Source organism: Arthrobacter sp. Sr33, assembly GCF_054511195.1.
Map to the genome: position 1 here is coordinate 1 of NZ_JBTNDD010000013.1, position 25,486 is coordinate 25,486.

The 25,486-nt window shown below is 65.0% G+C and carries 20 protein-coding genes; 10 read left to right on the top strand and 10 right to left on the bottom strand.

The features are described from left to right. Positions 1–129: 129 nt before the first annotated feature. The 4 genes from dhaK to ACX80T_RS14965 are packed head-to-tail and all read right to left on the bottom strand — an operon-like array spanning position 130 to position 3,466. Positions 130–1,125 carry a dihydroxyacetone kinase subunit DhaK gene (dhaK, locus tag ACX80T_RS14950; protein WP_019481909.1) on the bottom strand — a complete coding sequence of 332 codons (996 nt, stop codon included), beginning with the start codon at positions 1,123–1,125 and terminating at the stop codon, positions 130–132. Positions 1,126–1,169: 44 nt separating this feature from the next. Beyond that, positions 1,170–1,808, bottom strand: coding sequence for a dihydroxyacetone kinase subunit DhaL (gene dhaL / locus ACX80T_RS14955; RefSeq protein WP_019481908.1), 639 nt, complete (start codon positions 1,806–1,808; stop codon positions 1,170–1,172). Then, a complete protein-coding gene (locus ACX80T_RS14960) occupies positions 1,805–2,599 on the bottom strand; it encodes an HAD-IA family hydrolase (RefSeq protein ID WP_024477291.1) in 795 nt (264 codons plus the stop codon). Before ACX80T_RS14960 ends, dhaL begins: the two co-directional genes overlap by 4 nt. Positions 2,600–2,605: 6 nt before the next feature. After that, positions 2,606–3,466, bottom strand: a complete 861-nt coding sequence (locus tag ACX80T_RS14965; RefSeq protein ID WP_019481906.1) for a class II fructose-bisphosphate aldolase — start codon at positions 3,464–3,466, stop codon at positions 2,606–2,608. Between the two features lie 171 nt (positions 3,467–3,637). On the opposite strand from ACX80T_RS14965, the gene ACX80T_RS14970 reads away from it, so the two are divergent. After that, complete coding sequence (locus ACX80T_RS14970; protein WP_019481905.1) at positions 3,638–4,075, top strand: GlcG/HbpS family heme-binding protein; 438 nt, start codon at positions 3,638–3,640, stop codon at positions 4,073–4,075. Between the two features lie 275 nt (positions 4,076–4,350). On the opposite strand, the gene ACX80T_RS14975 is transcribed toward ACX80T_RS14970, so the two are convergent. Together ACX80T_RS14975 and ACX80T_RS14980 are read right to left on the bottom strand one after the other, a co-directional pair. Beyond that, positions 4,351–5,391, bottom strand: a complete 1,041-nt coding sequence (locus ACX80T_RS14975) for a threonine ammonia-lyase (protein WP_051317710.1) — start codon at positions 5,389–5,391, stop codon at positions 4,351–4,353. Between the two features lie 37 nt (positions 5,392–5,428). Beyond that, the gene (locus ACX80T_RS14980) at positions 5,429–6,799 is read right to left on the bottom strand and encodes a GmrSD restriction endonuclease domain-containing protein (protein WP_459304834.1); all 1,371 of its coding nucleotides are present in this window, start codon (positions 6,797–6,799) and stop codon (positions 5,429–5,431) included. A 171-nt stretch (positions 6,800–6,970) separates the two neighbouring features. Here ACX80T_RS14980 and ACX80T_RS14985 point away from each other — a divergent pair, with 171 nt between their 5' ends. After that, positions 6,971–8,110 (top strand): hypothetical protein, encoded by a 1,140-nt coding sequence (locus ACX80T_RS14985; RefSeq protein ID WP_162148067.1) that lies wholly within the window; start codon positions 6,971–6,973, stop codon positions 8,108–8,110. 222 nt (positions 8,111–8,332) lie between these two features. Next, positions 8,333–10,180 carry a glycosyl hydrolase family 28-related protein gene (locus tag ACX80T_RS14990; protein WP_024477285.1) on the top strand — a complete coding sequence of 616 codons (1,848 nt, stop codon included), beginning with the start codon at positions 8,333–8,335 and terminating at the stop codon, positions 10,178–10,180. Positions 10,181–10,211: 31 nt separating this feature from the next. Here the strand turns inward: ACX80T_RS14990 and ACX80T_RS14995 are convergent, their stop codons facing one another. Next, on the bottom strand, positions 10,212–11,207 hold the full coding sequence (locus tag ACX80T_RS14995; RefSeq protein ID WP_019481902.1) for a LacI family DNA-binding transcriptional regulator: 996 nt from the start codon (positions 11,205–11,207) through the stop codon (positions 10,212–10,214). Positions 11,208–11,321: 114 nt separating this feature from the next. Between ACX80T_RS14995 and ACX80T_RS15000 the strand changes: the two genes are divergently transcribed. The 3 genes from ACX80T_RS15000 to ACX80T_RS15010 all read left to right on the top strand — a co-directional run bounded on the left by ACX80T_RS15000 (position 11,322) and on the right by ACX80T_RS15010 (position 15,804). Further along, entirely contained in the window at positions 11,322–12,608 is a 1,287-nt protein-coding gene (locus ACX80T_RS15000) for a class I SAM-dependent methyltransferase (protein ID WP_459304836.1), read from the top strand. A gap of 55 nt (positions 12,609–12,663) precedes the next feature. Continuing rightward, complete coding sequence (locus ACX80T_RS15005) at positions 12,664–13,908, top strand: metal-dependent hydrolase family protein (protein ID WP_116778215.1); 1,245 nt, start codon at positions 12,664–12,666, stop codon at positions 13,906–13,908. 222 nt (positions 13,909–14,130) lie between these two features. Then, positions 14,131–15,804 (top strand): HNH endonuclease signature motif containing protein, encoded by a 1,674-nt coding sequence (locus ACX80T_RS15010; protein WP_116778214.1) that lies wholly within the window; start codon positions 14,131–14,133, stop codon positions 15,802–15,804. Between the two features lie 29 nt (positions 15,805–15,833). On the opposite strand, the gene ACX80T_RS15015 is transcribed toward ACX80T_RS15010, so the two are convergent. From ACX80T_RS15015 to ACX80T_RS15025, 3 genes are all read right to left on the bottom strand, one after another. Then, the gene (locus ACX80T_RS15015) at positions 15,834–17,147 is read right to left on the bottom strand and encodes a glycosyltransferase (RefSeq protein ID WP_116778213.1); all 1,314 of its coding nucleotides are present in this window, start codon (positions 17,145–17,147) and stop codon (positions 15,834–15,836) included. Between the two features lie 63 nt (positions 17,148–17,210). Beyond that, a complete protein-coding gene (locus tag ACX80T_RS15020) occupies positions 17,211–18,521 on the bottom strand; it encodes an MFS transporter (protein ID WP_243400516.1) in 1,311 nt (436 codons plus the stop codon). Between the two features lie 171 nt (positions 18,522–18,692). Further along, on the bottom strand, positions 18,693–20,420 hold the full coding sequence (locus ACX80T_RS15025) for a hypothetical protein (RefSeq protein WP_459304837.1): 1,728 nt from the start codon (positions 20,418–20,420) through the stop codon (positions 18,693–18,695). Between the two features lie 110 nt (positions 20,421–20,530). On the opposite strand from ACX80T_RS15025, the gene ACX80T_RS15030 reads away from it, so the two are divergent. The 4 genes from ACX80T_RS15030 to ACX80T_RS15045 are packed head-to-tail and all read left to right on the top strand — an operon-like array spanning position 20,531 to position 25,475. Continuing rightward, on the top strand, positions 20,531–21,289 hold the full coding sequence (locus ACX80T_RS15030) for a LamB/YcsF family protein (protein ID WP_019481898.1): 759 nt from the start codon (positions 20,531–20,533) through the stop codon (positions 21,287–21,289). Next, the gene (locus ACX80T_RS15035; RefSeq protein ID WP_459304838.1) at positions 21,286–22,971 is read left to right on the top strand and encodes a 5-oxoprolinase subunit B/C family protein; all 1,686 of its coding nucleotides are present in this window, start codon (positions 21,286–21,288) and stop codon (positions 22,969–22,971) included. Before ACX80T_RS15030 ends, ACX80T_RS15035 begins: the two co-directional genes overlap by 4 nt. A gap of 11 nt (positions 22,972–22,982) precedes the next feature. After that, positions 22,983–24,740: an acetyl/propionyl/methylcrotonyl-CoA carboxylase subunit alpha gene (locus ACX80T_RS15040; protein WP_019481897.1), complete on the top strand. Its 1,758-nt coding sequence runs from the start codon at positions 22,983–22,985 to the stop codon at positions 24,738–24,740. A gap of 30 nt (positions 24,741–24,770) precedes the next feature. Next, positions 24,771–25,475: a GntR family transcriptional regulator gene (locus ACX80T_RS15045; protein ID WP_019481896.1), complete on the top strand. Its 705-nt coding sequence runs from the start codon at positions 24,771–24,773 to the stop codon at positions 25,473–25,475. Positions 25,476–25,486: the final 11 nt, after the last annotated feature.

Here is a 25,486-nt window from a genome sequence, read left to right on the forward strand (position 1 = left end):
GTGAGTGGTGTCGACCCGTCCAAACCCACCCCCGACGGGGGGGGGGCCCCGGGTATCCGCGGGGGGCCGCACCTAGGATCAAGGTCCGCATCCTGAAATGCGATCCAGATAAACCTCACAACCTGTTGGCTAGAACACCCGCATCGCAATCTCGGCGGGATCGTTCAGCAGCGACTCAATCTCGTCGTCCAGCCGGACGAGCGTGATCGAGGCGCCAGCCATGTCCAATGACGTGCAGTATTCGCCCACATAGCTGCGCCCGACGGTGATTCCCTTGGCGGCCAACTGCTTGTGGGCCTGCCCGTAGAGCAGATACAGCTCGCTGATCGGGGTGCCCCCGAGGCCGTTCACCATCAGGGCCACGCGGTCGCCGTCCTTGAACGGCAGGTCGCTAACCACCGGCTCAAGAATTTCGTCAACGATGTCATTGGCGGGCATCATCTTGGCCCGACGCCGGCCCGGCTCACCGTGGATGCCTACCCCCACCTCGATCTCGTCCTCGCCTAGTTCGAAGAGCGGGCTTCCCTTCGCTGGCGGTGTGCAGGCGGTCAGTGCCACACCCATGGTACGGGTCACCGAGTTCACCTTCTCGCCGATCCGGATCACCTCGTCAAGGTCCGCGCCGCGCTCGGCCGCGGCAGCCACCGCCTTGATCACGAAGAAGTTTCCCGCGACTCCACGCCGGCCGATGGTGTAGGTGGAGTCCTGCACCGAGACGTCGTCGTCAATGAACAGCGTCTTCACGTTCACGCCTTCGGCGGCGGCCATCTCCTGGGCCATGTCGAAGACCATTCTGTCGCCGGTGTAGTTATTTACCAGCAGCAGCACGCCCTTTGGGGAGGCAAGTAGCTTGGTGGTTTCGAAGACGTAGTCGAACGGGGGCGCAGCGAACACGTCACCCGGGCAGGCGGCGTCGAGCATCCCCTTGCCTACAGCCATCACGTGGGCCGGCTCGTGGCCGGAACCAGATCCCTGAACGATGGACACCCTATTCTCGTTGGGGCTATCGGACCGCATGATGAGGTTGTATTCCGGCACATACCTCAGCGTCTCAGGATTGGCCAGTGCCAATCCCTCGAGCATTTCCGGAACAAACTGCTTGGGATCATTGACAAACTTTTTCATCTGGGCTCCACATCGTTGTGTTGAATTGAAGGTCAAGGAACGGGCTAACGTGCTGCCCATTCGTCGGTCAGTCGTTCGATCATGATGGCTATTGCCACCGCACCGGCGTCGGGCGAGCCGATGCTCCTTTTTCCGCTGTAGCTGGCCCGGCCCCGCCTGGCTTCCAGGGAACTGGTGGCGTCGGCTGCGGCCCGGGCGGTGTCGCAGAAGACTTTGAGGCAGCCGGCGGCGTCAGTTCCCTTGCTGAGTTCGCGTTCCAGCTCGTCGGTCGCCGGGACAATCGCGTCGAGGAGAGTCTTGTCCCCGAGCTCGGCATTTCCCCGCGCCTTGATGCCGTCGGTTGCACCGCGTAGCATCGCGACGACCGTGGCGCCGTCCATGGTCCCCGATGCCTTTGCTGCGGCGGACGCCCGCAGAAAGGCCGTCCCCCACAGAGGGCCGGAGGTTCCGCCAATTCGGCTGGAGATGGCCAGCGCAATCTGCTGCAGAAAAGTGGCAGGGTCGTCGCGCTTGAAGGTATCCCAGTCGGTCAGGACCTTTTCGAAGCCGCGAGCCAATGAGTAGCCCAGGTCGCCGTCGCCGACGACTGCGTCAAGGTCACCAAATTCCTGCTCCTTCTCCACAGCCGTATGCGCAATGGAGCGGACCACAAATTCGACGTTCTCAAGGTCGGTGGATGTCATGATGCCTCCGGGTGGGTTGTGACGGACGGTGAATCCAGTAGCTGTTGGAGAGTTGAGAGGGAGACGACGTCATCCACCTCAACGCCGAGCGGGCTGGCGAGCACCTCGGCGGACTCACCAGGGTCCCCGAGCGAAGTGACCACCAGGGACGCCCCGGTGAAATCTTCGGAGCGCGTGAAACTGCTGACGGTGACCACTGTGCGGAGGCCAGCGGCCACTGCCGCGCGGAGTCCGTTTGAGCTGTCCTCGACCACCACGACGTCGTCGGTGCTGAGGCCGAGGTCCTCAAGTGCGAGCAGATAAATGTCGGGCGCCGGTTTCTTGCGCGGCACCACGTCCCCTGCGAAGACGGCGAAATGGGCGGCGAGCTCCTTCCCGACGGCGTGGGTGAGCACCGCCCGAACCGCGGGTTCCGCGGAGGTGGAGGCGACAGCAAGGCCCCAACCGGCGTCGTGCGCCTCCTGAACCAACCGGGCGATTCCACGCCGTGCGGGCATGACGCCTCCGTCCACCAAATCCGTATAGATGGCGGTTTTGCGTTTGTGCCAGGCGAGAATCGCCGTGTCCTTCGCGTCGTCGTCGTGCAGCCCAAGCTGACTGCTCACGTCGTCGGTGAGAATGCTTCGCATGCGTTCCTTGCCGCCGCCAATCTTCACCTTTTCCGCATAGTCATCGACGCTCCAGTGCACAGGTACCGAAAATTCCTCGAAGGTGCGGTTGAAGGCCGGGAGGTGGCCAAATTGTTCGGTGTCCGCGAGCACACCGTCGCAGTCAAAAATCAAGGTGGGCATGACTGGTTACCTGCCCTTCCCAGCACTGCCGAACTGTTCGGCCAGCTCCTTGACCATGTCGATCACGTCTCCACGGGTGTGCTTGAAGAGCGACGGCGGGTCCCATTTGTTGTTCTGTTCGGCCTGCTTCAGGAAGGTCAGGCTGGACTGCATGAACGTTTCTTTCAATGCCGTGGAGATGTTCACTTTGGCGCAACCCCGGGCGATCAGGTCCTGGAACTGTTCAGGGCTCAGCCCACTTCCGCCGTGCAGGGCAATGGGAATGGAGCGTGCCTGAACAATCTCGGTCACCCGGTTGACGTCCAAAACGGGGGCGGCCTTGTACGTACCGTGGGCGTTGCCGATGGACGGTGCGAAAACATCGATCCCGGTGGCGTCGATAAAGGTTAACGCTGTCTCGAGACTTTGCTGCTTCGACACCTCATCAGAGCCGTGGTCGTCCTCAACGCCGGTGATGGCCTCGATTTCGCCTTCCACCTGGGCGCCGTAACTTCGGGCCTCCCGGACCACTTCGATGGTCTGGCGTTGGTTTTCCTCGACCGGAAGCTCTGATGCGTCAAACAGCACTGAGTTCCAGCCGGCCTTCAGGCACTCGGTCACCACCTCGCGGTCCGGGCAGTGGTCGAGGTGAAGGGTCACCGGCACCTCGATCCCGCGGGTCAGCGACTCCCACATCTCAAACAAGACCCGGGAGCCGATGCTCCGCACGGTCTTCACCGATGTCTGCAGGATCACCGGAGAGTTGCATTCCACAGCTCCCGCGAGCACAGCCTCCATAGTCAAATCATTGAATACGTTTATTGCCGGCACCCCGTAGCGCGCCGAAAATGCCGGATCAACAATATCTTTCAAGGGCACAACACCCACGTCAAACCTCCTTGGTAGGTGGATTACACGGTAGGCGAGAACTCCTGGGCCTGGATATGAGGGAACACCCTCCCCCACATGGGGGTAATCACTACTTGGCAAGCCGACAGATGCCAGCAACGCTGTCCTCAGCACAGAGTTGTGCTGAAAATGTCGAGGAAGAGGAAGCTCATGGCAACTGGAACCGTGTTGGAGACTGTCACCCTGGAAGAGGCCCGCCGCGTGATCGACGCCGCAGCCGAGAAGGCCACAGAGATTGGCCAGCCCATGGATATCGCAGTGGTCGATGCTGGCGGCAACCTGAAGTCGCACGTCCGAATGGACGGCGCGAATATCGGCAGCATCACCATCGCGATCAATAAGGCCTACACCGCAATCGCCTTCCAGTGCGAAACCGGAGTCCTCCAGGACATGACCAGGCACGATGGGCCCATCTTCGGTCTCAGCGACGCCCACGGTGGCCGGCTCGTGGTGTTCCCGGGTGGCATTCCACTCGTGCGGGATGGAAGCATCGTGGGTGCGATCGGCGTGTCCACGGGATCGATTGACCAGGATCAGCAGGTGGCCGAAGCTGGCGCCGCCGCGTTCTCTGCGGTGCCGGTGTTCTGACTCCAGGTGTTCTGACGCCCAATGTTCTGACTCCAGGTGTTCTGACTGCCGGCCGCCTCGCCAGGAGCACCCAGACAAAAGGGCATCCGGGCGAAGGGGTCTCCGGGTAAAGACGCACCCGGGCAAGGACGCACTCGGGGAAGGTCCCGAAGGGGTAGCCCGAATTAGAACGTGCATGCATCGCATCCAGTGCATGCACTTGGCTGATCAGAGAATGCATGCATCGCATGCAGTGCATGCACTTTTTCTGCACACACCCCTCCCACACCGTCGAGTCAGCGCTGCCGCCTTGGGGGCATCCCGAACGGTGACCAGTTGGCCAGCACCCGCGCCATCAGGGCTGGATCGACGGATCCACCCGACACGACCGCCGCGACCGTTGCACCGCGCGGCGCCAGGTCGTGCATCCAGGCTGCGGTGGCGACGGCGCCGGACGGTTCGGCGACGAGGCGTCCCTCCACCGCGATGTGACGCACCGCCGCAAGAATTTGTTCCTCGGAGACGGTCACGACGTCGTCGACGTAGCGCCGGATGTGTTCCCAGGGGTGGACGCCGACGGCTGGCGTCCGGAGCCCGTCCGCGACCGTGCGGTAGGTGAGCTTGGTGTCCCAGGTGATGCGGCGCTGCTCGCGCAGGCTTTCGGCAGCGTCGGCCGCGAGTTCGGGTTCGACGCCGATCACCTGCACCTCGGGGCGCAGCGACTTGATGGCAGTCGCGATTCCGGAAATGAGCCCGCCACCCGAGATGGGAACAAGGACGACGTCGAGGTCGGGCAGTTGCTCGATGAGCTCCAGGCCGACCGTGCCCTGACCGGCGATGATACGGACGTCGTCGTAGGGCGGTACCTCAACGTAGCCGTGTTCGGCAGCGAGTTCCACGGTGCGGCTGTCCCGTTCAGATGCTGGCACGAGCACCACTTCGGCGCCGAGCGCGCGAACGGCTGCCACCTTGGTGGGCGGGGCGGCGTCGGGCATGACGATGACGGCGTGCAGGTCGAGCCGTTTGGCCAGCCAGGCGACGGCGCGGGCGTGGTTGCCTGAGGACTGGGCGATGATGCCGCGTTCTCGGGACTCATCGAGTACCTGGGAGATGGTGTTGTAGGCGCCGCGGAGTTTGAAGGCGCCGGTCGGCTGCAGGGACTCGGCTTTCAGGTGCAGGATGTCGGACGGGCGGTCCGGATGAGGCAGCGCGATGATCGGGGTCCGGAGCACCAGGTCCTGGATTCGGTCGGCGGCGGCTCGGATGTCGTCGAGAGTAACCAGCTGGGTTTCGGTGCCCGAGGTTGGCTTGTCTGTTGTGGCATAGGCGTTATCCATAGCTGGATCTTACGCGGTGGTGTCGGAGCGGCAACCGCTATTCGCAGCCCACCCCGTCGCCGTCTCGGTCCAGATGGGTGCCGTAGCCCGGCTGCCCCCGGTATACCGGCGCGGCTCCCGCATTCCGGGCGGCCGTGCAGTTTTCGTAGTAGGCCGCAGGGGCTGGGACGGGAACCGGTTCAGGCACGGGTGCGGGTGCTGGGGCAGGTGCGGGCGCTGGTGCTGGGGCAGGGGCAGGCGCGGGTGCGGGTGCTGGGGCGGATGCTGGCGCTGGTGCTGGTTCCGGCGTGGCGACGGGCGCGGCCTGGCTGGTGGGTGCCATCGTGTCGGAGCAGTCAGCGAGAACTCGGGCCATGGCGTCGCGCTCGGCCTGGGTGACCCAGAGCGTATAGGTGGCTTTCACCGAAATCTGCCGGGCCACATACTCACAGCGGAACGATTGGTTGGGCGGCAGCCAGGTAGCGGCGTCGCCCGCTCCCTTTTGAGCGTTGGTGGGACCGTCTGTCGCCTGGAGGTTCAGCGGATCGTTGGCGAAGGCAAGCCGCTGGCCGGCGCTGAGCTGCTGGGCGCCCTTCTGCCAGGCATCGGACAGTGCCACCACGTGGTCGATCTGGACGTCGATGCTAGTGGACTGCCCCCGGAGGAAGTCAATGGTGGTGCCGGTATAGGGGTCGTCGAGGATACCCGATTGGACCTTACACGGCACCGAATTGGCGTGAACGATCGCTGTCAGGTCCCTGTTGAGCATGTCGTTGCGGGTGTCGCAGCCGTTGCGGTCGACGTCGGCCCAGGCTTGACCGAACTGGTCGCGGTCGTAACCGGTTTTTGGCGCCCGACCCTTCACAGCCAGGGTATCCAACAGATCGAGGGCACGAGTGCTGTACTCGGGCTGGCCTTCGGGTGCGCTCGGGTCGCCGTCCGCGGCAACCACGTCGGCACTGTCGAGCGGTGCAACATCCTGGCTGGGCGTCGGGGCCGGGGTGAGAGTCGGGGTGGCAGTCTCCCGGGGAGTGGCGGATGGGGTTGGAGACGCGGTGACGTCGTCGACCGGGGCCGAGGTGGTCTCTTCGGCGACCGCGGCGGGTGTGGTTTCGATCGGCGGTGCCAGGACCGCTCCGACCATGAAGGCGACCAGCGCCGCCGCCATGGTGATGGCACCCATCTTGCGGCCGGCGATGCCAGCCCATGACGGCCGATTGGTGACCACTACATAGAGACCCGTGAAGAACGCCACCAGACCTGCCATGATCACTGCGCCGCTGAGGCCGCTGCTCAGGAATCCAAGCACCAGGAGGAAGAGGCAGGCACCCGCCGCCACCGCCGTCGAAATCTTGATCTTCGACTTGTCCGTCGGCGGAGTGGATGGGGGCGGCGTGTTTGAGGCAGGCGGCAGCGACGGATAGTTCAAGTAGGTCCCCCAGATTTGTGAATGTCAGCGAAGTCTACCGGTGCCGTACTTGCGGTGACGGCGCCGAACCCGTGATGATGACATAGCGCATCAGCGCGAATGTTCGCCGGCGGTGGGGCGCCGACGGACACCCAGCGTCTGGATCCCGCGCCGCAGGAAGATCATCAGTTGTTGCATTTCCCGTCAACCAATACCGCCGCACACCGGCCTGCGCCAGCCGACGTCGCCCGATTGGGTGAGCTGTTGGACGACTCCGTGTGGGCGTTCAGCAATTGCCGGGTGGACACTCCAGGAAAACCAGTGGCAGAGGTCGATTGGCTGTTTTACAACACTACTCGTGGGGTATTCACCGTCTCGGAGTGGAAAGGCTTCACGTCCCGGGTTGCCGCTGTTACCGACACGGGTAAACCGTGGATCCTCCTGGACGGGACCGAAGCAGCCAACCCGATAGAACAGGTTTCAAAGCAACTCGATGCGGTGCGCGCGGTCCTTCGGAGTTCGGTGCGGCCGCGTTTCTTTCCCTTGGTCGGTACGTTGGACCTCAACCCCCAGCAGTGCGTCTACGCTCCGCAGGTGGGACCGGGTGTAACCTACGAGCGGCTCCGGTACGGTCGAGTGCACGGCACTCTGGATCAGCTTGCAGCTTCATTGGTGGAATCCCGAAAGGTACGGGTTCCCCTGCTTGTGGCCGATCCAGCGATCCTCGTGGAACTGGCAGATACCCTGGCGGACGTATTCCGTTGCACGGTGTCCAGGGCTGTCCGTCGAAAACTGACACTTCAACCGCCCAGGCACACACCGAATTCCACCCAACGAATCGTCGATATCCACCTCCAGCTCGCAGACCTTCACGGTGAATTGGCCCGGCTGATGGTGGAACAGTCTGCGTCGCACGAGGCAGCGCCTTCCCCCGTCGCTGAGACTCCTGTGCCAGTCGAGGTACCTGCCTCAAGGAAGGCGACCGCACCACAACAAGCGGCCAAAGCACCGAAAGTTTCCGAGTTCCAGGTCATGAAGACCCACCTGGACAGGCATCTGAGGAGCGTCGGCAATGAACCCCACGCAGTAGTTCACGGTCTGACACGGGCATGGGCCGCTGCCCTGAAGGACCCGAAAATGGAGCGCAGCGGAGCCGTCAGCCACGCCCTGTTCGGTTCGGTGGCGACCGAGCGGGTCAAGCACATCGGTCCCCTCAAGAAACTGCTGGGTGCCAGCGTTTCCGTCTGGTGTCTTGAGCAAGCCCGTGCCGCAGGCCTAAGAGCCGAGCCTGATCCCAAGCGTTCTTCCCATCTTCTACTGTCCCGGACCTGAACCCACGCGGTTAAGCCTCTGCGGCGCAAACCAAGCTTTGGTCGACCCCGTCATTTCCTTGACTGTAGAGACCGCGTCCGGTTGAATCACTGTACAGACTAGTGACACGAGTCACCAACCCTGTCTGACACCCTCAACGGAGAGAACGGTCAACACATGTCTCCTACGCCTCCCTTTCAAAGTCGAGCCCACCGGCCTTCTGCCACCGGGCGATCACGTCCCATGATCCCCACCCTCCTGGCTGCCGGTCTGACTGCTGCGCTCCTGGTGGCTCCAGGTCCTGCCGCAGTTGCCTCCCCCGCCGACGTGCAGGATAAAAAGTCCAAACATCTGCCCGCCGTGCCGGATCTCGGTCCGAACGTGACGGTTTTCTCGCCCACAATGCCCGTCGAAGACATCCAAGCCACGGTTGATGCTGTCAACGCCCGCCAGATCGACGACGAAATGGGCACCAACCGCCAGTCCCTGCTTTTTCTGCCCGGCACCTATGGCACCGACGAGAAACCACTGCAGTTCAAGGTGGGCTACTACACCGAGGTTGCCGGCCTCGGTCAGTCACCGACCGATGTCACCATCAACGGCAAGATCGAGGTATATAACCGCTGTCTTGAGGACAACGGCACCAGCAACTGCATCGCCCTCAACAACTTCTGGCGCACCCTCTCTAACCTGACCCTCCAGGTGAACGGTGCAGGCCAGGACGGGTGCCGTGCAACCGCCAACTTCTGGGCCGTCTCCCAGGCCGTCTCGCTGCGCCGCGTCAACGTCACCGGCGGAACGCTTTCCCTGATGGACTACTGCACTGCCGGGCCGCAATTTGCCAGCGGTGGATACATGGCTGACTCCAAGGCCAACGACATCATCAATGGTTCCCAGCAGCAGTGGTTCACGCGCAACAGCGAAATCGGCTCCTGGTCCAACGGTGTGTGGAATGCCGTGTTTGCCGGTGTCGACGGCGCCCCGGCGGACAGCACCTTCCCCACTCCTCCGTACACCACCCTCGAAACAACCCCGGTCAGCCGCGAGAAGCCTTACCTTTTCGTTGACGACGACGGCGCCTATAACGTGCGGGTACCCTCCGCACAGATCGACTCCAGCGGGATTTCCTGGAAGGACGGAATCACCCCGGGCACCACCATCAAACTGTCCGATTTCTTCGTCGCGGACCCCTCGGACTCTGTCCAGACCATCAACAGCCAGCTCGCACGCGGCAAGCACCTCCTGCTAACCCCCGGGGTGTACGGCATCGACAACACTATTGCGATCAAACGGGCCAACACGGTCGTCCTGGGCATGGGTCATGCAACCCTGACCGCGAAAAACGGGGCGATGCCAATGCGCGTCGCCGACGTGCCCGGCGTCGTGCTGGCCGGTGTGACGATCGACGGTGGAGAGGTCAACTCACCCCTCCTGCTGCAGATCGGCACGAAGAACGGAAACAACAGCAGTAAGAAGAACGACCCGCTGAATCCCACCACCCTGAGTGATGTGTACTTCCGGATCGGCGGACCAAACGTCGGAAAGGCGGACCTCAGCCTTGAGGTCAACAGCGACAATGTCCTCATCGATCACATCTGGGCGTGGCGTGCAGATCACGGTATCGAGGGTACCTTCGGATGGGATGTCAGCACGGGCCGTAACGGTGTGATCATCAACGGTGACAACGTGACCGCCACGGGACTCTTCGTGGAGCATTACCAGGAGTACAACGTCATCTGGAACGGTGAAAACGGCCGGACGGTTTTCTTCCAGAATGAGCTTCCCTATGATCCTCCCAATCAGGAGGCCTGGCAGCACGACGGCGTGCTCGGGTGGGCCGGCTACAAGGTGGCCGACGACGTCACGAAGCACACCCTCTGGGGCGGCGGCTCCTACATTTTCACCAACGTGGATCCGACCATCCACGCAACCCGGGGCTTCGAAGTTCCGGACACAGCCGGTGTGCAGCTGAACCACATCCTCACCGTGAATCTCGGCGCGGGCACCATTGACCACGTCGTCAACAACACCGGGGCCCCGGTCAGCAACGACAACACGGGTATCCCCAGTTACGTGGTGCAGTACCAGTAGGTCCTGGACGGCGGCGCCCGGCTCAGACGAGTCACGCTGAGCCGCGAACCACCAGCACCATCCCGTCACCGGGGAAGGTTGGAGCCTCGTCCTCCGCCTGGTCACCCAGACCGGCGAGGACGAGGCCAGCCAGGTACCGTGCCTGTAGTTCGATGGATTGGGAGATGGTGGTGAGCGGCGGGTCGGCGAGACGGGCAGCCGGCGCGTCGTCAACCCCAACGACTGCCACCTGCGCGGGGCATGCGAGTCCGTGCAGCCGAAGCCCGGCCAGAATGGCGAGCGCGACGTCGTCGTTGTACGCGGCGATACCGGTCACCGGGTCCGGCCCCTCTCGCCAGGTACGCAGCGCTGCAGCGGCCGAGGCTGCCTCAAGGTCTACCGACAGCACTTCCGGCTCGGGCAGGCCGTGGTCCGCGCATTCACGACGGACGCCCTCCAACCGATCCGCTGCGAAATGCTCAACGCGGGAATCGGTGGGCCACGCATACGCGATCCGGTGTTTCCCGGAGGCAATGAGCTGCTGAGCCTGCAACTGTCCGATCCGTATCTGGCTTTCGGAGGGTCGAGACGGCGCCGGTCCCACCGCCTCCCCCTGGGTCCCCAACACCTGAATGCCGGCCTGGCGCATGGCCCGGAGATCGTCGTCGTCGAACGGTGCGAAACCAATCACCGCGCGCGGCGTGACGGCACGCCACAGATCCTGCAGCGGACGGTGTCCGCGGGCGTGGTGCACCAGAACTGAAAGGCCCCGCTCGGCAACTTCATCAGCGAGGTGATCCAGGAGTGTTTCGATCACCGGACCGATGGGCCAGTCCGGAAGAATGCACAGCACCAGGTCGCTGCGCCCGGTCTTCAGCGCCCGCGCTGCAGCCGACGGCGCGTAGCCGAGCCGCTTGGAGGTTTCCAGAACCCTCCGCCGCGTCTCTTCGGAGATACTCACGCCCTCGCGCCCCGTCAGTACATAGCTGACCGTGGTGCGCGAGACGCCGCTCTCGCGAGCCACGTCGGCACTGGTAATCCCCGCCATTCCGCTCTCCTCCGGACCGTAGTCCTGTCTTCCGCCATCCTAATGGCTCATTCCTCGCCGAGCCGCTGGCCGAACTGCCCTAGCCCTCCGGGGAAAACCGGAGTAGACATGGCTATGAGCAAATCACGGGGGGCCGCAGCACTATTGGCCGAGGCGCTGGGGATTGTCTTGGGAACCGAACAGATCCCGCTTCGTCTGCGGGCCTGGGACGGCTCGGAGGCCGGCCCGGCAGAGGCGCCGGTGATTGAGTTCCGGTCCCGGCGAGCACTGCGGCGAATGCTTTGGTCTCCCGGCATGCTGGGTCTAAGCCGGGCCTACGTCGCCGGTGATATCGACGCTCCCGGTGACCTCTACACAAGCTTCACCGCCCTGAGCGCCGTCGGTAAATTCGCCGAACTGGAACCCTTCAGCCCCCTGACCCTCCGCGAGCGCGCCCGGTTGCTGCGCACAGCGATCCGGTTGGGCGCCATTGGCCGCAACCCCACGCCCCCGCCCGAGGAAATCACGATCGACCGGGTCGGACGGAAACACTCCAAGAAACGCGACGCCGTCGCCATCTCCCATCATTACGACGTCGGCAACGACTTCTACGCGCTCGTCCTCGGCCCGTCCATGGTCTACTCCTGCGCGGTCTGGGACTCCCCCGAAACCGGTCTTGACGCGGCTCAGGAGGCGAAACTCGATCTGGTCTGCCGGAAACTCGGCCTGGAACAGGGGATGCGGGTACTCGATGTCGGCTGCGGTTGGGGCAGTTTCGCGCTGCATGCGGCGGAACGCTACGGGGCCGACGTCGTCGGCGTCACCCTGTCCGCCGAACAGGCGGAGCGTGCCCGCAAACGGGTGGCCGAGGCCGGGCTCACCGAGCAGGTGGAGATCCGGGTGCAGGACTACCGCGACGTTGACGACGGCCCTTTCGACGCGATCAGTTCCATCGGCATGTCCGAACATGTGGGGCGCGACCAGATTGCCGGGTATTCGAGCCACCTGTTCGGCCTGCTGCGCCCCGGCGGCCGACTGCTCAATCACGCCATCTCCTGGAATGCCGGTGACACGATGCGCCCGGACCCCGATTCATTCATCCCCAAGTACGTCTTTCCCGACGGCGAGATGCTCAGCCTCACGGTGATGCTCGGCGCCCTGGAGTCAGCGAAGTTCGAGGTGCTCGACGTCGAAGCGTTGCGTCAGCACTACGCGCTCACCCTCCGCGCGTGGGTGCAGAACCTTGAAGATCATTGGGACGAAGCGGTCGGTCTGACAAGCGAGGGTCGGGCCCGGGTGTGGCGCCTCTATATGGCGACCAGCGCACTGGGATTCGAGAACGGGCTGACTGGCGTGAACCAGGTGTTGGTGCAGCGTCCCGGCGGGGCCCAGCCGCCGCTGCGGCGGACGGATTGGCTGTAGGCTGGCCGCTAAACGCCTGCAGCGCCTGGCTGCGGTCAACCCGCGAAAGGCAGCAATGACGCTTGCGACAGTTTTGAAGAACGGCTATGTGTTCGACGGCGAACGCTTCCTTCCCGGCCAAACCGACGTCGTCATCCGCGACGGGATGATCGAAGCTGTGGGCCGCGACGCCGGTTCAGTCGACGCGTATGCGGAGGCCACGGTGGTGGATTGTGCTGGTCGCACGGTCCTTCCCGGCCTGATCGACCTGCACGTTCACGTGATGACCTCCACTCCCGGCTCCATCCAGGCGATGGTCGATCCCTACTCCCTGCAATTCTACGAGTCCGTGCGGAACCTCGAGGCAACCCTCCGCGCAGGTGTCACCACCGTGCGCGACGCCGGTGGCGCTGACCTGGGTGCGAAACAGGCGGTCGAAACCGGGGTCGTCAAGGGTCCACGGCTCCGCATCGCCGTCAGCATCATGTCCCAGACCGGTGGTCACGGCGATCTGTGGCACCCCTCGGGACTCGACTCCCCCGACTTTGGGCCTCATCCCGGCCGTCCCAGCGGCATCGCCGACGGCGTCGAGGAAGTCCGGAAGGTCACTCGCACGCTCCTGCGGGCCGGCGCCGACCAGATCAAGATCTGCTCGACCGGCGGGGTGCTCTCGCCGACCACCGACCCGCGGCACTCCCAGTTCACCCCCGCGGAGATCGCCGTCGTCGTTGAGGAAGCCGGGATGCAGGGCAAATACGTGATGGCCCACGCGCAAGGCACCGCCGGGATCATCAACGCGCTGTGGGCGGGCGTGCGGACCATCGAGCACGGCATCTACCTCACCGACGAGGCAATCCAGCTGTTCCTGGACACCAAGGCTTACCTGGTGCCCACCCTTTCAGCTCCGCTGGCTGTCATCCGCAAGGGCGAATCCGGTACCAGCGGGCTGTCGCAACAGGTCATCGACAAGGCCCAGCAGGTGGCGGAAGACCACCGCCAGTCGGTCGCCCGAGCCATCGCCGCGGGAGTCAGGGTTGGCATGGGCACCGACGCGGGGGTCGGCGCGCACGGCGACAACCTGGAGGAACTCGCTCTGATGGCCGACGCCGGCATGACCCTTGAGCAGGTGTTGGCCGCTTCCACGTCGGTGCCGGGCGAACTCATCACGCCCCTCAACTCCGTCGGCCGGTTGGCAGAGAAGCACCTAGCCGACATCGTCGTGCTTAACGGCCAACTGGAATCGACCGAGCAGCTGGCTGGTCTGCGCTCCATGATCGGGCAGGTCTATCAGGGTGGCGTGCTGCAGTTTCCGACGGTGTGATTGTTAACTGGTTGCGTCGCCGTTGGGTGCTGCCCAAACAGGTCGGGCATCCACCAGCTGATCGGCAAGGAACCGGATGGCGTCGCTGTAGTCGCACGACGGATGGATCCTGTCTAAAGCCCTAGCCGGGCCTCCAGCCTTATTCGAATATTTGTTCGAGAGATTTATCCACATAGGCTTGTGAATCCCTGGATTGTCGGTGTGGTTTGGGACAATAGAGGTATGGACGGCAGCACAGCTCCATCACAGGAACGGAAGGGATTCCCCTCCCGGGTAGCGGCTCCGCGCGGCCCTTCTGGTGCTGTTTCCGGCGGTGCCAGTGGTAATACCGATGCCGCCGGCAACCTCGGAACCAGTGCCCCTGTCGCTGGTTCCCTCACCGGTTCCGGTGGTCAGGGTCATCGTGACGGCGGCATTTCTCGGGCTGATAGTCCCACCGGCCGCCGCGTTTCCCTTGACGCTACTGCGTCTACATCGGCGTCTACCGGTGAACCCCCCTCGGCCACCCGGTCCGGCGGTCGCGGTCGCGGTCGTAGTCGCGGTGAATGGTCCACCCGGGAGCTAGCCGAAGCCCTCAACTCCCTGCAGCCGGCGGCGGACGCGGCGGGGTTGATTGATCAGCTGCGTGAGCTGGAGGACCTGAAATCGGCGATCGCCGGAGTGCAGGCCCAGATCGCGGTGGCTGTCGACGTGGCCGAGCGCCAAGCCCAGGCCGATGCCGGGGTCCCCGCCGCGGAGCGGGGCAACGGGGTGGGGGCGCAGATCGCGTTAGCCCGCCGTGAATCCCCGGTCCGGGGCAGCCGCCTCCTCGGATTAGCCCGCGCCCTGGTCACGGAGATGCCCCACACCCTCGCCGCACTGCATAACGGTGAGCTCAATGAGTGGCGTGCCACCTTGTTGGTGAAGGAAACCGCCTGCCTCTCCAGTTCTGACCGGACGGGCGTCGATGAGGAACTGGCCCCCGACACGGGCAGGTTCACCGGCGACGGGGACAAGGCGATCATCGCGGCGGCGAAGGCCGCTGCGTACCGCAGGGATCCCCGCTCAGTGGTGAACCGGGCCGCCCATGCGGTAACGGAACGGTGCGTGAGTATCCGCCCGGCGCCGGAGACGATGGCCTACCTCACTGCGCTACTCCCCGTAAAAGAGGCCGTCGCGACTTACGCGGCCCTGACCCGTCATGCGGACACGGCCCGGGCTACCGGGGACCCCCGGTCCCGGGGCCAGGTGATGGCCGATACCCTCGTCGAACGTGTCACCGGGGTGCCCGGGGGTATCAGCCGGGTCGAGTTGCAGGTCATCATGACCGACCGGGCGCTCCTACAAGGAGACGGCGAACCAGCCAGGATCCCCGGCTACGGCATCATCCCCTCCCTCTGGGCACGAAACCTCATCCGAACGGGAAAAACGACCAACGGATCAACCGGCCCGAAGAAGCCGGCCGGGTCAACAGATTCGACCGGCCCGGCAACAGCTCCCGCTTTCGATGTGTGGTTGCGTCGGCTCTACACCGCACCGGCTACCGGGGAGCTCGTGGCGATGGACTCCAAAGCACGGCTCTTCACCCGGGCGCAACGCCGGTTCATCACCGCCCGCGACGACACCTGCCGCACCGCCTACTGCGACGCCCCGATCCGCCACTTCGACCACATCATCCCCTGGCATCGCGGCGGACCGACAACGATCACGAACGGGGCAGGACTCTGCGAAGCCTGCAACCACACCAAAGAAACCCCGGGCTGGACAGTCCAGGCAGTTCCGGGACCACGGCACAGGCTCAAAGTCACCACCCCCACCGGCCACACTTACCACTCCACCGCACCACCCCTACCTGGAACAGCGACAATCGAGCGCGCGCAGGACAAAGCCCTAAAGCAGATCAGGTCACGACCCTAATCACCTTGCCACGACAATCCCCCAGACTCTCACTGAGCACTCCTCGAACCATAAAGACTCTCAACCAGGTCCACCAGCCCACCCACGCCCGGAGACTCCCTGATTGAGGCTCCGATCCGTTGACTCGCCTCCCGATACGACGGGGTGCCAAGCACGGCTCGGACTGCCGCAGCGAGTACTTCCGGTCTTGCTCGCTTGGTCTGGAGGTTGATGCCGGCGCCGGACCAGGCAACACGGGCAGAGACCTCGGCCTTATCCTCAGTTTCACCGGCCATCACCAAAGGGACGCCGTACCGCAGGGCAAAATGAACCCCACCGTAGCCACCATTGGTGACGAGCACATCGGTTTTCGGCAGTAGCTCGTCATAAGGCAGGTAGGAGGAAACACGAACGTTGGAAGGCAATGACCCTTCGAGCACCTCCACGGGACGACCTCCGGTACTGACGACCACCACGACGTCGTCGTGCGCCAACCCCTCGATAGCGGGAAGCACCAGCTCACCGAAGTCCTGGTTAGCGACGGTCCCCTGGGTGACGTGAATGACTGGCCGATCGTCGTCGAGCATACCCCACCATTCGGGCAGGCCCACCGCGCCCGCAGCACCGGTCCGAAGGCCGCCTTGGGACACCGGTCCCACGAAATGCACCGTAGCAGGCAGGTCCGAGCGGGGGTACTCGAACTCTGGGACAGTGAATTGGACAAGGTGGTCGGCGGCCCGGGGCCAGTCCATGAAGAAGGTCGGAATGGTTGCTCCGGTAGTGCTGCGGGCAACGTCGTCGGCATACTTCTGCACCGGCGCGAACACCACCCGTTCGCTCACCAACTGCAGAACGCGGTTCCGGATCCGACCGAGGGGCCCGGGCATCGGTCGGATGCCCAATCCAAACGGTGCGGTGTCCTTGCTGGCCAGGCTGAGCGGCAGAATTCCGCAGTTGATGACGGCGGGCCGGCCCGGCTGATTCCCGGCAAGCAGCAGCGACGCACCCATGAACAGGGGCTCGGCGAGGACCACGTCCACCGGGCGGTCGGCGATCACCCGCTGGACCGCCTCATATTGAACCTTCCCCGGGCGAATGAAAACCTCCGACAGGTCGTATCTGATGCCCTTCGGGCCCTTCAGACCGACGCGACCTGGAAAAGATTCGTCGATCTTGGTGTCATCGAAATCTGCCTCAGCCGGAAGCGGCACAAAGGTGGCCCCAGCGCCGACCACCTGGTCCTCGAAACGTCGCCCGGTGAGGAATCTGACGTCGTGCCCGCGGTCAACAAGACCCTGCGCGACGGCGACCATCGGGTTGATATGGCCGATAACCGGAGTGGAACAAACAAGCACCGCTGCCATGGGTACTCCCAGAGGTGAGTGGGTGCGACAAGTGTCCCACCGCACTCGTCAGCGCTCAAGGCTTCACGCTGACCTAGTTTCCGGAGCATCCGACCGAGTGGCACCCGACCTGGTAATGACCGATCCCGCCACGACCACCAACACCAGCACGCCGGCGGCCCATGCCAACCCGGCGTAGCCAATCAGCACCAGAGCCACACCGGATGCCGCTCCCCCGGCAGCGCCGGCAAGGTTCATGATGAGGTCGGTCCGGCCCTGAATCTTCGGCCGGGCAGCACCGGTCGCAAGATCCGCCACCAGAGCCGACCCCGCGACAGTGGCCGCACTCCAGCCCAGTCCGAGGAACACCAGTCCCACGGTCACCAGGACCGGATCGTCCTCGCCCAACGCAACGATCGGCAGCGACACCGCGAACAGGCCCTGCCCAATCAGGATGGTCGCCACCCGGCCCACCCTGTCGCTGAGCCACCCGAACACCGGCGACAGCGCAAACATCCCGGCAATGTGCAAGCTGATGGTCAATCCAATAATGGTCAGCGTGACGCCGTGATTGATCAGGTGCACCGGCGTCATGGACATCACCGACACCATCACCGCATGGCTGATAGCGATGGAGCCAATGGCAAACACCAGCGGACCCCGCCCATGGATGGCGCCGGGAGCTGCCTCAAGGCCATTCTCGGGAGCGTTGGATTTGCTCAACAGATACGGGTCGGGGCGCAGCGCCACCAGGTAGACCGTCGCTGCGGCCAGCTGGGCAAACACCGCGATCAGGAAGGACCCCGTGAGCGAGGGCATCTGCAGCGTCGACGCGATCGCCTCCCCCGGCCCGATCAGATTCGGCCCCAGCACAGCGCCGATCGTAGTGAACCAGACCACCAAGGAGAGGTCCCGCCCCCGATGCTGCGAACTCGCCAGATCGGTGGCTGCGAATCGGGCTTGAAGATTCACCGCGGTGCCCACGCCGAGAAAGGCGAAAGCAAGCAACAGCAGAGGGAACGAGCTCAGCCACGCGGCAACAATAGCCACCACCGATCCCGTCGCCGCAAGAAGCGCACCAGTGGTCAGCGCCCGACGTCGGCCCAGCCGTTGCGCGAGCCGCGCCAGCGGAATGGCACTCGCCGCGGCACCCAGGGTGCTCAACGTCGTCGCCGTACCGGACAGCGCATCCGACCCGGAAATGTTGGCGGCCATCACCGCCCCGATCGAAACGGTGCACCCGATCCCGATCCCGCCCAGGATCTGCCCGACAATCAGCACCCAGACGGTACGCCGCTGGACGGCGACGATGTCGACCGTCGCCGTTACCGCCGATGTCGATGTCGATGCGGATGGCCCGGCGAACGCTCGCTTCGGTGGTTGGCTGCTAGTCATGGGAAGAGCGTAGCGGGAACCGGCTAAGGGTGTGTGGGAGGGTATGCGTTTGAAAAGGCGCATGCAGTGCATGCGATGCATGCATTCTCAGTTTCGAAAAGTGCATGCAATGGATGCAGTGCATGCACAGTTTGAATCGGATATAGCACCGCACCTACCAAACCAGGTCCTCTATACCGACCGAAGGTGGCCGCCTTTTCGTCCAGCAGCGCCGACAGCTGCCAGCGCGGCCATGTAACCCTTGATATGCACAGCCGAGCCAAACCCGGAGCCCGGCTGAACCTTGGTCGCATCCACATGGCCGGCGAGCACCGCCTGCAGTTGATCCAGGATCTCCTCACGACCCAGCCCCTGTGTCCGCAGTCGCTGAGCTGCTTGCCACACTTGAGGTGGTTCATCGTTCCACAGCTGTGACACCACCAGTTCACGCAGCGCAGCGCTCCACACCGGAGAACCATCGGGTGCGGCACTGGAAGGATACTCGTCCATTCCCACCGTGTGCAGTTCCTTCAGCTCCCCCAGCACCAGCAACCGCAATTCGTGAGGCTTGTTCGCGTTCAGCTGCGGGTAGTCATCGTCGCCAACCCAGGTGCCAAAGTACGGCATCGCCAGTTGTCGACGGTCCATCGCAGCCTGCGCCTCCTCAAGGTTCGCCAGATCCAGTCCTTCAAGAAAGGCCATCCCCGGTGACCGTTCGTCCTCATCCGAGTTCCTCAATTCTTCAGCGTCGTCGAGAGCTTCCCCGACAGCATCCACCAGCAAGTCCACAGCCGCCTCGGGGAGCCCCATCTGCGCGGCGCACCAGTCAACCCACGCGTTGAGGAACCAGGGAAGTGCCTCCAACTCGACGTCGTCGAGCATCACTTTGCGCGGAAGGAACCATCCAACAAATGTGTCCATTTTCGGCGGACTCACACGCACCAGCCGGCCGCCGTCGTAGTTACGGCCAAAGCCAATCGCCAAGTCGGCAAGGCGAATGAACTGCTCTTTGAATGCCCGCGCCGATGCAGGAGCTATGTCCTGTTGAATGTCCCGCATGAACGTGGCAACCAACCGCTCGGACTGAACCTCATCAGCTTCAATTTGCGCCTGTTCTTCGGCTTCGCTCTGCGCCCTCCGCGTATTGAGGTCGACGACGCCGCTCTCCGGCAGCGCGAGTAACCGCTTCAGCGCCAAAGCCCGGTCCTGGTCGTAGGTGGGACCCACCTCCGGGTTGCTGGTGATGTCAGTGGCCGCGATGGCATCAAGGCCCAGCCGGCGTGCTTCCGACAGCCCAACCGGCACCACCGCTGCCCCAGCCATTCTCCATGCCGAGCGTTCAAGGGTCTTGAGGAGATCGCGTGCACTGTCGCTGAAGACCACCTCAGTGGCGTAGCCGCCCAGATGGTTGGTGTCGATGCTCAGGTACAGACCATGTTTACGTCGCCCGGCGCGGAACTCGATGACAATTTCAATGAAGTCACCGAATACGTCAGTAAGCATCCAGGCCGCAGTGGCCTCCAGTTTCCGCAGCGGGGCAAGCCAGGCGGGCGGTTCGACCCCGGCCTCGGCCAGCCGTCCGGCGGCGGCTGCGGCCTGGGCGTCACCGGGTGCGTCGGCTACCTGCGCCATCGCCCACAGCACCGCGGCTGAGGTCCGGTTAGCTTGACGTTCAGCGTGGCCCACCCAGTCGCTGAACAATGTGTTGTCGATGCCTGCGCCCAGATTGGTGGTCTGGTGCATGCCTGCATAGACGGCCGAAGCCATCTGCTCCGATTCCAACGACGACGTCTGGTCCAAGTCCGCAGCGAAATGCGGCGCGACCCGGCGGTACAGTTCCGCGATGGGATTGGGCGGAGGGGCGTTTCGCCTCTCCTTGCCCGCTGATTTCGGCTTGCGCGTGCGGCTCTTAGGGCTCATCAATCGATGATGCCACCCTTGCCGCCCAAAAGTCTCGGATGAATAATTGTTGAACAATCCGTCAAACTCGTGCATCCTAGAGAGACCACTCAGGAGAGACGAGGATCACAATGGTGTACATCGACCTCAACAGCGACGTCGGCGAATCATTCGGAAACTGGACCATGGGCGACGACGCCGCCATCTTCCGCTCCGTTTCCAGCGCCAACGTCGCCTGCGGCTTCCACGCCGGGGACCCCTCCACTATCGCGCAGACCTGCCGGGACGCCGTCGAAGCCGGCGTCACCATCGGCGCCCATGTCGGATACCGGGACCTGGCCGGATTCGGTCGCCGCTTCCTCGACCTCTCCTCCACAGAGCTCGCCGACGACGTGCTGTACCAAATCGGCGCCCTCGACGCGATCTCCCGGGCCGCAGGCGGCACCATCAAATACGTCAAACCCCACGGCGCCCTCTACAACACCATCGTCACCCACGAGGTGCAGGCCCAGGCAGTGGTCGACGCCGTCAAGGCGTTCGGCGGCGACCTCCCACTGCTGCTCCTCCCCGGGTCGGTAGCCCTCGACGCAGCAGAGAAGGCGGGCCTCCGCGGCGTGGCCGAAGCCTTCGCCGACCGCGCCTACAACCCCGACGGCACCCTGGTCTCACGCCGCGAACCCGGAGCCGTCCTCCACGACGAGGACGAGGTCGCCGCCAACATGGTCCGCCTCGCCACCGAGGGAGTCATCATCGCCCGCGACGGCTCAACCCTGAAGACCACCGCCGAAAGCATCTGCCTCCACGGCGACACCACCGGCGCGGTCTCCATGTCCGCCGCCGTCCGCCGCGATCTCGAGGCCGCTGGCATCGACATCCGGAGCTTCGTGTGACCCCTCCCGAGATTCGCTGGGCCGGGCCCCGCGCCCTCCTGATCCAACTCGAATCGCTCGAATCGGTCCTCGCGGTCCACGCCCACCTGCAGCAGCACCCACTCCGCGGGCAGGTCGACGTCCTCGCCGCCGCCCGGACCGTGCTCGCCGTCTTCGACTCCGGCACCAGCGCCCGCGCCGCCCGGACCGCCGTCGCGCAACTGGACACATCACCGGCCACTGACTCAGCGCCGGTCGGCGATCCGGTGCGGATCGAGGTGGTGTACGACGGCGACGACCTCGCCGAAGTGGGCCGCCTCACCGGCCTCGACCCTGACGGTGTCATTGCCGCGCACACCGGCCAACTGTGGACGACTGCGTTTGGCGGCTTCGCCCCCGGATTCGCGTACCTGGTCGGCGAGAACGAGACGCTCACCGTTCCCCGCCGCACCTCACCACGCACCGCCGTCCCCGCCGGAGCGGTGGCGCTGGCCGGCAACTTCTCGGCCGTCTATCCGCGACGCTCCCCCGGCGGCTGGCAGCTGATCGGCAGGACCGCGTCCCGCCTCTGGGATCTGGGTCGGGACCAACCGGCCCTGCTCCGTCCGGGCACCGCCGTGCAGTACGTGGCTGTGCGGGAAACGGTCACGGTGTCAGACCCAGCAGCCGGTGCGGGGACGTCAACGGACGCGCCCAACGAAACCGGTCATTCGCTCGAGGTCCTCACGCCAGGACCGCAGTCACTGATCCAGGATCTGGGCCGACCCGGCCTCGGCGACGTCGGCGTCTCCAAAGCCGGCGCCGCCGATACCGCGAGCGCTCGCCAAGCCAACCGGCTGGTCGGCAACGCACCGGGCGACGCGGTGATCGAAACCATCCTCGGCGGCCTCACCGTCCGGGCCCACGGCGAACTCACGCTCGCCCTGGCGGGAGCCATCACACCCGCCGAGATCACCACCACCAACGACGCCGGCGGCGACAGCACCCGCACGGCACCGATGTGTTCACCGTTCGCGCTGCACGACGGCGAGTCCCTCACCCTCGACCAGCCCGCCGCCGGGCTCCGCACCTACCTGGCCATCCGCGGCGGAATCGATGTGCCCGAGGTGCTGGGCAGCCGGTCCACCGATGTGATGTCCGGGATCGGACCGGATCCCCTCGCAGCCGGAATGGTCCTGCCGGTGGGGGCAATTGACCAGGGCCGCACGGTCGGCGCAGCGGAACCGTCGACCCTTCCCGACGCCGTCCGGTTGAACGGCGTCGGAGCAAACAGCCACGCACCGGTCGTCCTTCGTATCACCGGCGGCCCCCGGCACGACTGGTTCACAGACGAGTCCCGGACCGCAATCACCAGCCAGACCTGGACCGTGACCGCCGAATCTAACCGGATCGGCGTCCGGCTCGCCACGGACGAGAACCAGGAAGCCGCAGAGCCGCTCGAACGCCTCACCGCCGATGAACTTCCCAGCGAAGGAGTCGTCGCCGGATCGCTGCAGGTGCCGCCCTCGGGGCTGCCCGTGCTGTTCCTGGCCGACCATCCGGTGACCGGCGGGTATCCGGTGATCGGCGTCGTCGTCCCCGATGACCTGCCGATCGCGGCCCAGCTGCCGCCCGGAACGATGCTGCGGTTCGAGTCCGTCGACCCCGAGACTCTGCAACCCCTGACAAAGACACAGACCCCGATCACCACCCGACGCTCGTGAAAGTAGCAACCATGAAGAAGGTCCTGATCGCCAACCGCGGGGAAATCGCTGTCCGCATCGCCCGCGCGTGCACCGACGCGGAGCTGACCTCGGTGGCCGTGTACTCCGAGCCCGACGCCGACGCCCTCCACGTTCGCCTCAGCGACGAGGCGTACGCCCTCGGCGGGTCGGCCAGCGCCGACACGTACCTCAACATGGACAAGATCCTCGCTATCGCGAAGCAGGCCGGCGCCGACGCCGTGCACCCCGGCTACGGCTTCCTCTCCGAGAACGCCGACTTCGCCGACGCCGTGCAGGACGCCGGACTGATCTGGATCGGCCCGTCACCCGATGCCATCCGCAGCCTGGGCAACAAGGTCACCGCCCGCGAGATCGCGGTCAAGGTCGGCGCCCCGCTGGTCCCCGGATCCGACGGACCGGTCGCCAACGCCGAGGAAGTCCGGGCGTTCGCCGAGGAGTTCGGCGTCCCCGTCGCCATCAAGGCGGCCTACGGCGGCGGCGGTCGCGGGATGCGGATCGCCCACCGGATGGAAGATATCGACGACGCGTTTGAGTCGGCGGTCCGCGAGGCGACCGTCGCGTTCGGGCGCGGCGAGTGCTTCGCCGAACGGTTCCTCGACAAGCCGCGTCACGTCGAGGCCCAGGTCCTGGCCGATACGCACGGCAACGTCGTCGTCGTCGGCACCCGCGACTGCTCCCTGCAGCGCCGCAACCAGAAGCTTGTCGAAGAGGCCCCCGCCCCGTTCCTGACCGATGATCAGCGCACCCGCATCCACGAGTCGGCCCGCGCCATCTGCCGCGAGGCCGGGTACACCAGCGCGGGCACCGTTGAGTATCTGGTGGCGCCCGACGGCGTGATCTCCTTCCTGGAGGTCAACACCCGCCTGCAGGTGGAGCATCCGGTGACCGAGGCGACGTCGGGCATCGACCTGGTCCGCGAACAGTTCCGGATCGCCGCTGGCCTGCCCGTCAGCATCACCGAGGATCCGGCGCCGCAGGGCCACGCCATCGAGTTCCGGCTCAACGCCGAGGACGCCGGCCGCGGGTTCCTGCCCTCCCCCGGCCCGATTGACGTATTCGAGGCGCCCACCGGTGCGGGCATCCGCGTGGACACCGGGGTGCGCTCCGGCTCCAGCGTCCCCGCCGAGTACGACTCGCTGATGGCCAAGCTCATCGTCCACGGCGAAGACCGGCCGCAGGCTCTCCGCCGGGCCCGCGCTGCGCTCGACGAACTGCGGATCGAAGGCCTCCCCACGGTGATTCCTTTCCACCGCGCGGTGGTGCGGGAACCCGACTTCACCAACCCGGAACGGCTCGGCGTCTACACCACCTGGATCGAGAATGCCTTCGCTGAACGGCTGGACGCCGCGTTGTCGAGTGGCACCACTGGTCCACTCGCCCGCAGGGAAACCCTCACCGTGGAAATCGACGGCAAAGCGGTCCAGCTGGGATTGCCTCCCGAGGTCTTCGCCGCGCTAATGAACGGTGGCGACAACGCTAACGGAAACGCCGCCGCACAGTCCCCCGACACTGCAACGAACGACGACGGCGCAGTCACCGCTTCGATGGGCGGCACCCTGGTGAAGTGGCTGGCCGATGACGGCGCCACGATCACCGCGGGCCAGCCCGTCGCCGTCGTGGAGGCCATGAAGATGGAAACCGAGGTGCTCTCCACGTCGGCCGGCACGTTCCAGCGCGGCGGGCAGGAGCCGGGTGGCGCCGTCGCGCGCGGAGAAGTCCTGGGGAAGGTTCTCAGCACGGTCGGCTAACATCTGTTGGTGACGATGTTGGGGGAAGGCATGGCTAGAGCAGCAGCCGCAGAGCTGGATAACGGGGCATCTCGTTCGGGTTCGGGTTCGGCCGAGCACGCGCACACGGCGGCGTGGATCGCGACCGTCCTGCGGGGTCGGATCGCCGCCGGCGAGCTGACGCCGGGGTCCAAGTTGTCGGAGCAGTCGTTGTCGACGGCGCTCCGCGTTTCCCGCAATACCCTGCGTGAAGCGTTCTCCACGCTTGCCGGCGAGTCGATTGTCACGCGGATCCCCAATCGCGGCGTGTTTGTGGCATCCCCGGGAGCCGAGGAAGTACGCGAGATTTACCGCGTCCGCCGGATGATCGAACCCGCCGCCGCCCTGTGGGGCGAGGTCACCCCCGAGGTCCTTGAGAACATGGAAGCCATTGTCCGGCGGGCCCAGGCGGCGCGCGACGCCGGATCGGTGCCGGACATGGCCGACGCCAACCAGGCGCTGCACAGCGCCGTCGTCGGCCTGACCGGCAGCGAATCGCTGCGCACGCTGATGGACCGGGTGCTCGCCGAGATGAGGCTGGTGTTCCACGCGATGGCGTCGGCCCCTGACTTTCACAGCCACTATGTGGACCGCAACGTGCAGCTGGTCGAGCGGCTCCGGGCCGGGCAGCGTGACGAAGCCGCTGCAGGGCTGCGTGCCTACCTGGACTCGGCCGAGGCCGAGCTCCTGGGCCACCTCGCCGACGAAGCGTCCTAGGACACCAACAG

Excerpts from the sequence above, each read along its gene's own strand:
- dhaK (WP_019481909.1), bottom strand. The coding sequence starts at position 1,125 with ATGAAAAAGTTTGTCAATGATCCCAAGCAGTTTGTTCCGGAAATGCTC.
- dhaL (WP_019481908.1), bottom strand. The coding sequence starts at position 1,808 with ATGACATCCACCGACCTTGAGAACGTCGAATTTGTGGTCCGCTCCATT.
- ACX80T_RS14960 (WP_024477291.1), bottom strand. The coding sequence starts at position 2,599 with ATGCCCACCTTGATTTTTGACTGCGACGGTGTGCTCGCGGACACCGAA.
- ACX80T_RS14970 (WP_019481905.1), top strand. The coding sequence starts at position 3,638 with ATGGCAACTGGAACCGTGTTGGAGACTGTCACCCTGGAAGAGGCCCGC.
- ACX80T_RS14975 (WP_051317710.1), bottom strand. The coding sequence starts at position 5,391 with ATGGATAACGCCTATGCCACAACAGACAAGCCAACCTCGGGCACCGAA.
- ACX80T_RS14990 (WP_024477285.1), top strand. The coding sequence starts at position 8,333 with ATGATCCCCACCCTCCTGGCTGCCGGTCTGACTGCTGCGCTCCTGGTG.
- ACX80T_RS14995 (WP_019481902.1), bottom strand. The coding sequence starts at position 11,207 with ATGGCGGGGATTACCAGTGCCGACGTGGCTCGCGAGAGCGGCGTCTCG.
- ACX80T_RS15000 (WP_459304836.1), top strand. The coding sequence starts at position 11,322 with ATGAGCAAATCACGGGGGGCCGCAGCACTATTGGCCGAGGCGCTGGGG.
- ACX80T_RS15005 (WP_116778215.1), top strand. The coding sequence starts at position 12,664 with ATGACGCTTGCGACAGTTTTGAAGAACGGCTATGTGTTCGACGGCGAA.
- ACX80T_RS15010 (WP_116778214.1), top strand. The coding sequence starts at position 14,131 with ATGGACGGCAGCACAGCTCCATCACAGGAACGGAAGGGATTCCCCTCC.
- ACX80T_RS15015 (WP_116778213.1), bottom strand. The coding sequence starts at position 17,147 with ATGGCAGCGGTGCTTGTTTGTTCCACTCCGGTTATCGGCCATATCAAC.
- ACX80T_RS15020 (WP_243400516.1), bottom strand. The coding sequence starts at position 18,521 with ATGACTAGCAGCCAACCACCGAAGCGAGCGTTCGCCGGGCCATCCGCA.
- ACX80T_RS15025 (WP_459304837.1), bottom strand. The coding sequence starts at position 20,420 with ATGAGCCCTAAGAGCCGCACGCGCAAGCCGAAATCAGCGGGCAAGGAG.
- ACX80T_RS15030 (WP_019481898.1), top strand. The coding sequence starts at position 20,531 with ATGGTGTACATCGACCTCAACAGCGACGTCGGCGAATCATTCGGAAAC.
- ACX80T_RS15040 (WP_019481897.1), top strand. The coding sequence starts at position 22,983 with ATGAAGAAGGTCCTGATCGCCAACCGCGGGGAAATCGCTGTCCGCATC.
- ACX80T_RS15045 (WP_019481896.1), top strand. The coding sequence starts at position 24,771 with ATGGCTAGAGCAGCAGCCGCAGAGCTGGATAACGGGGCATCTCGTTCG.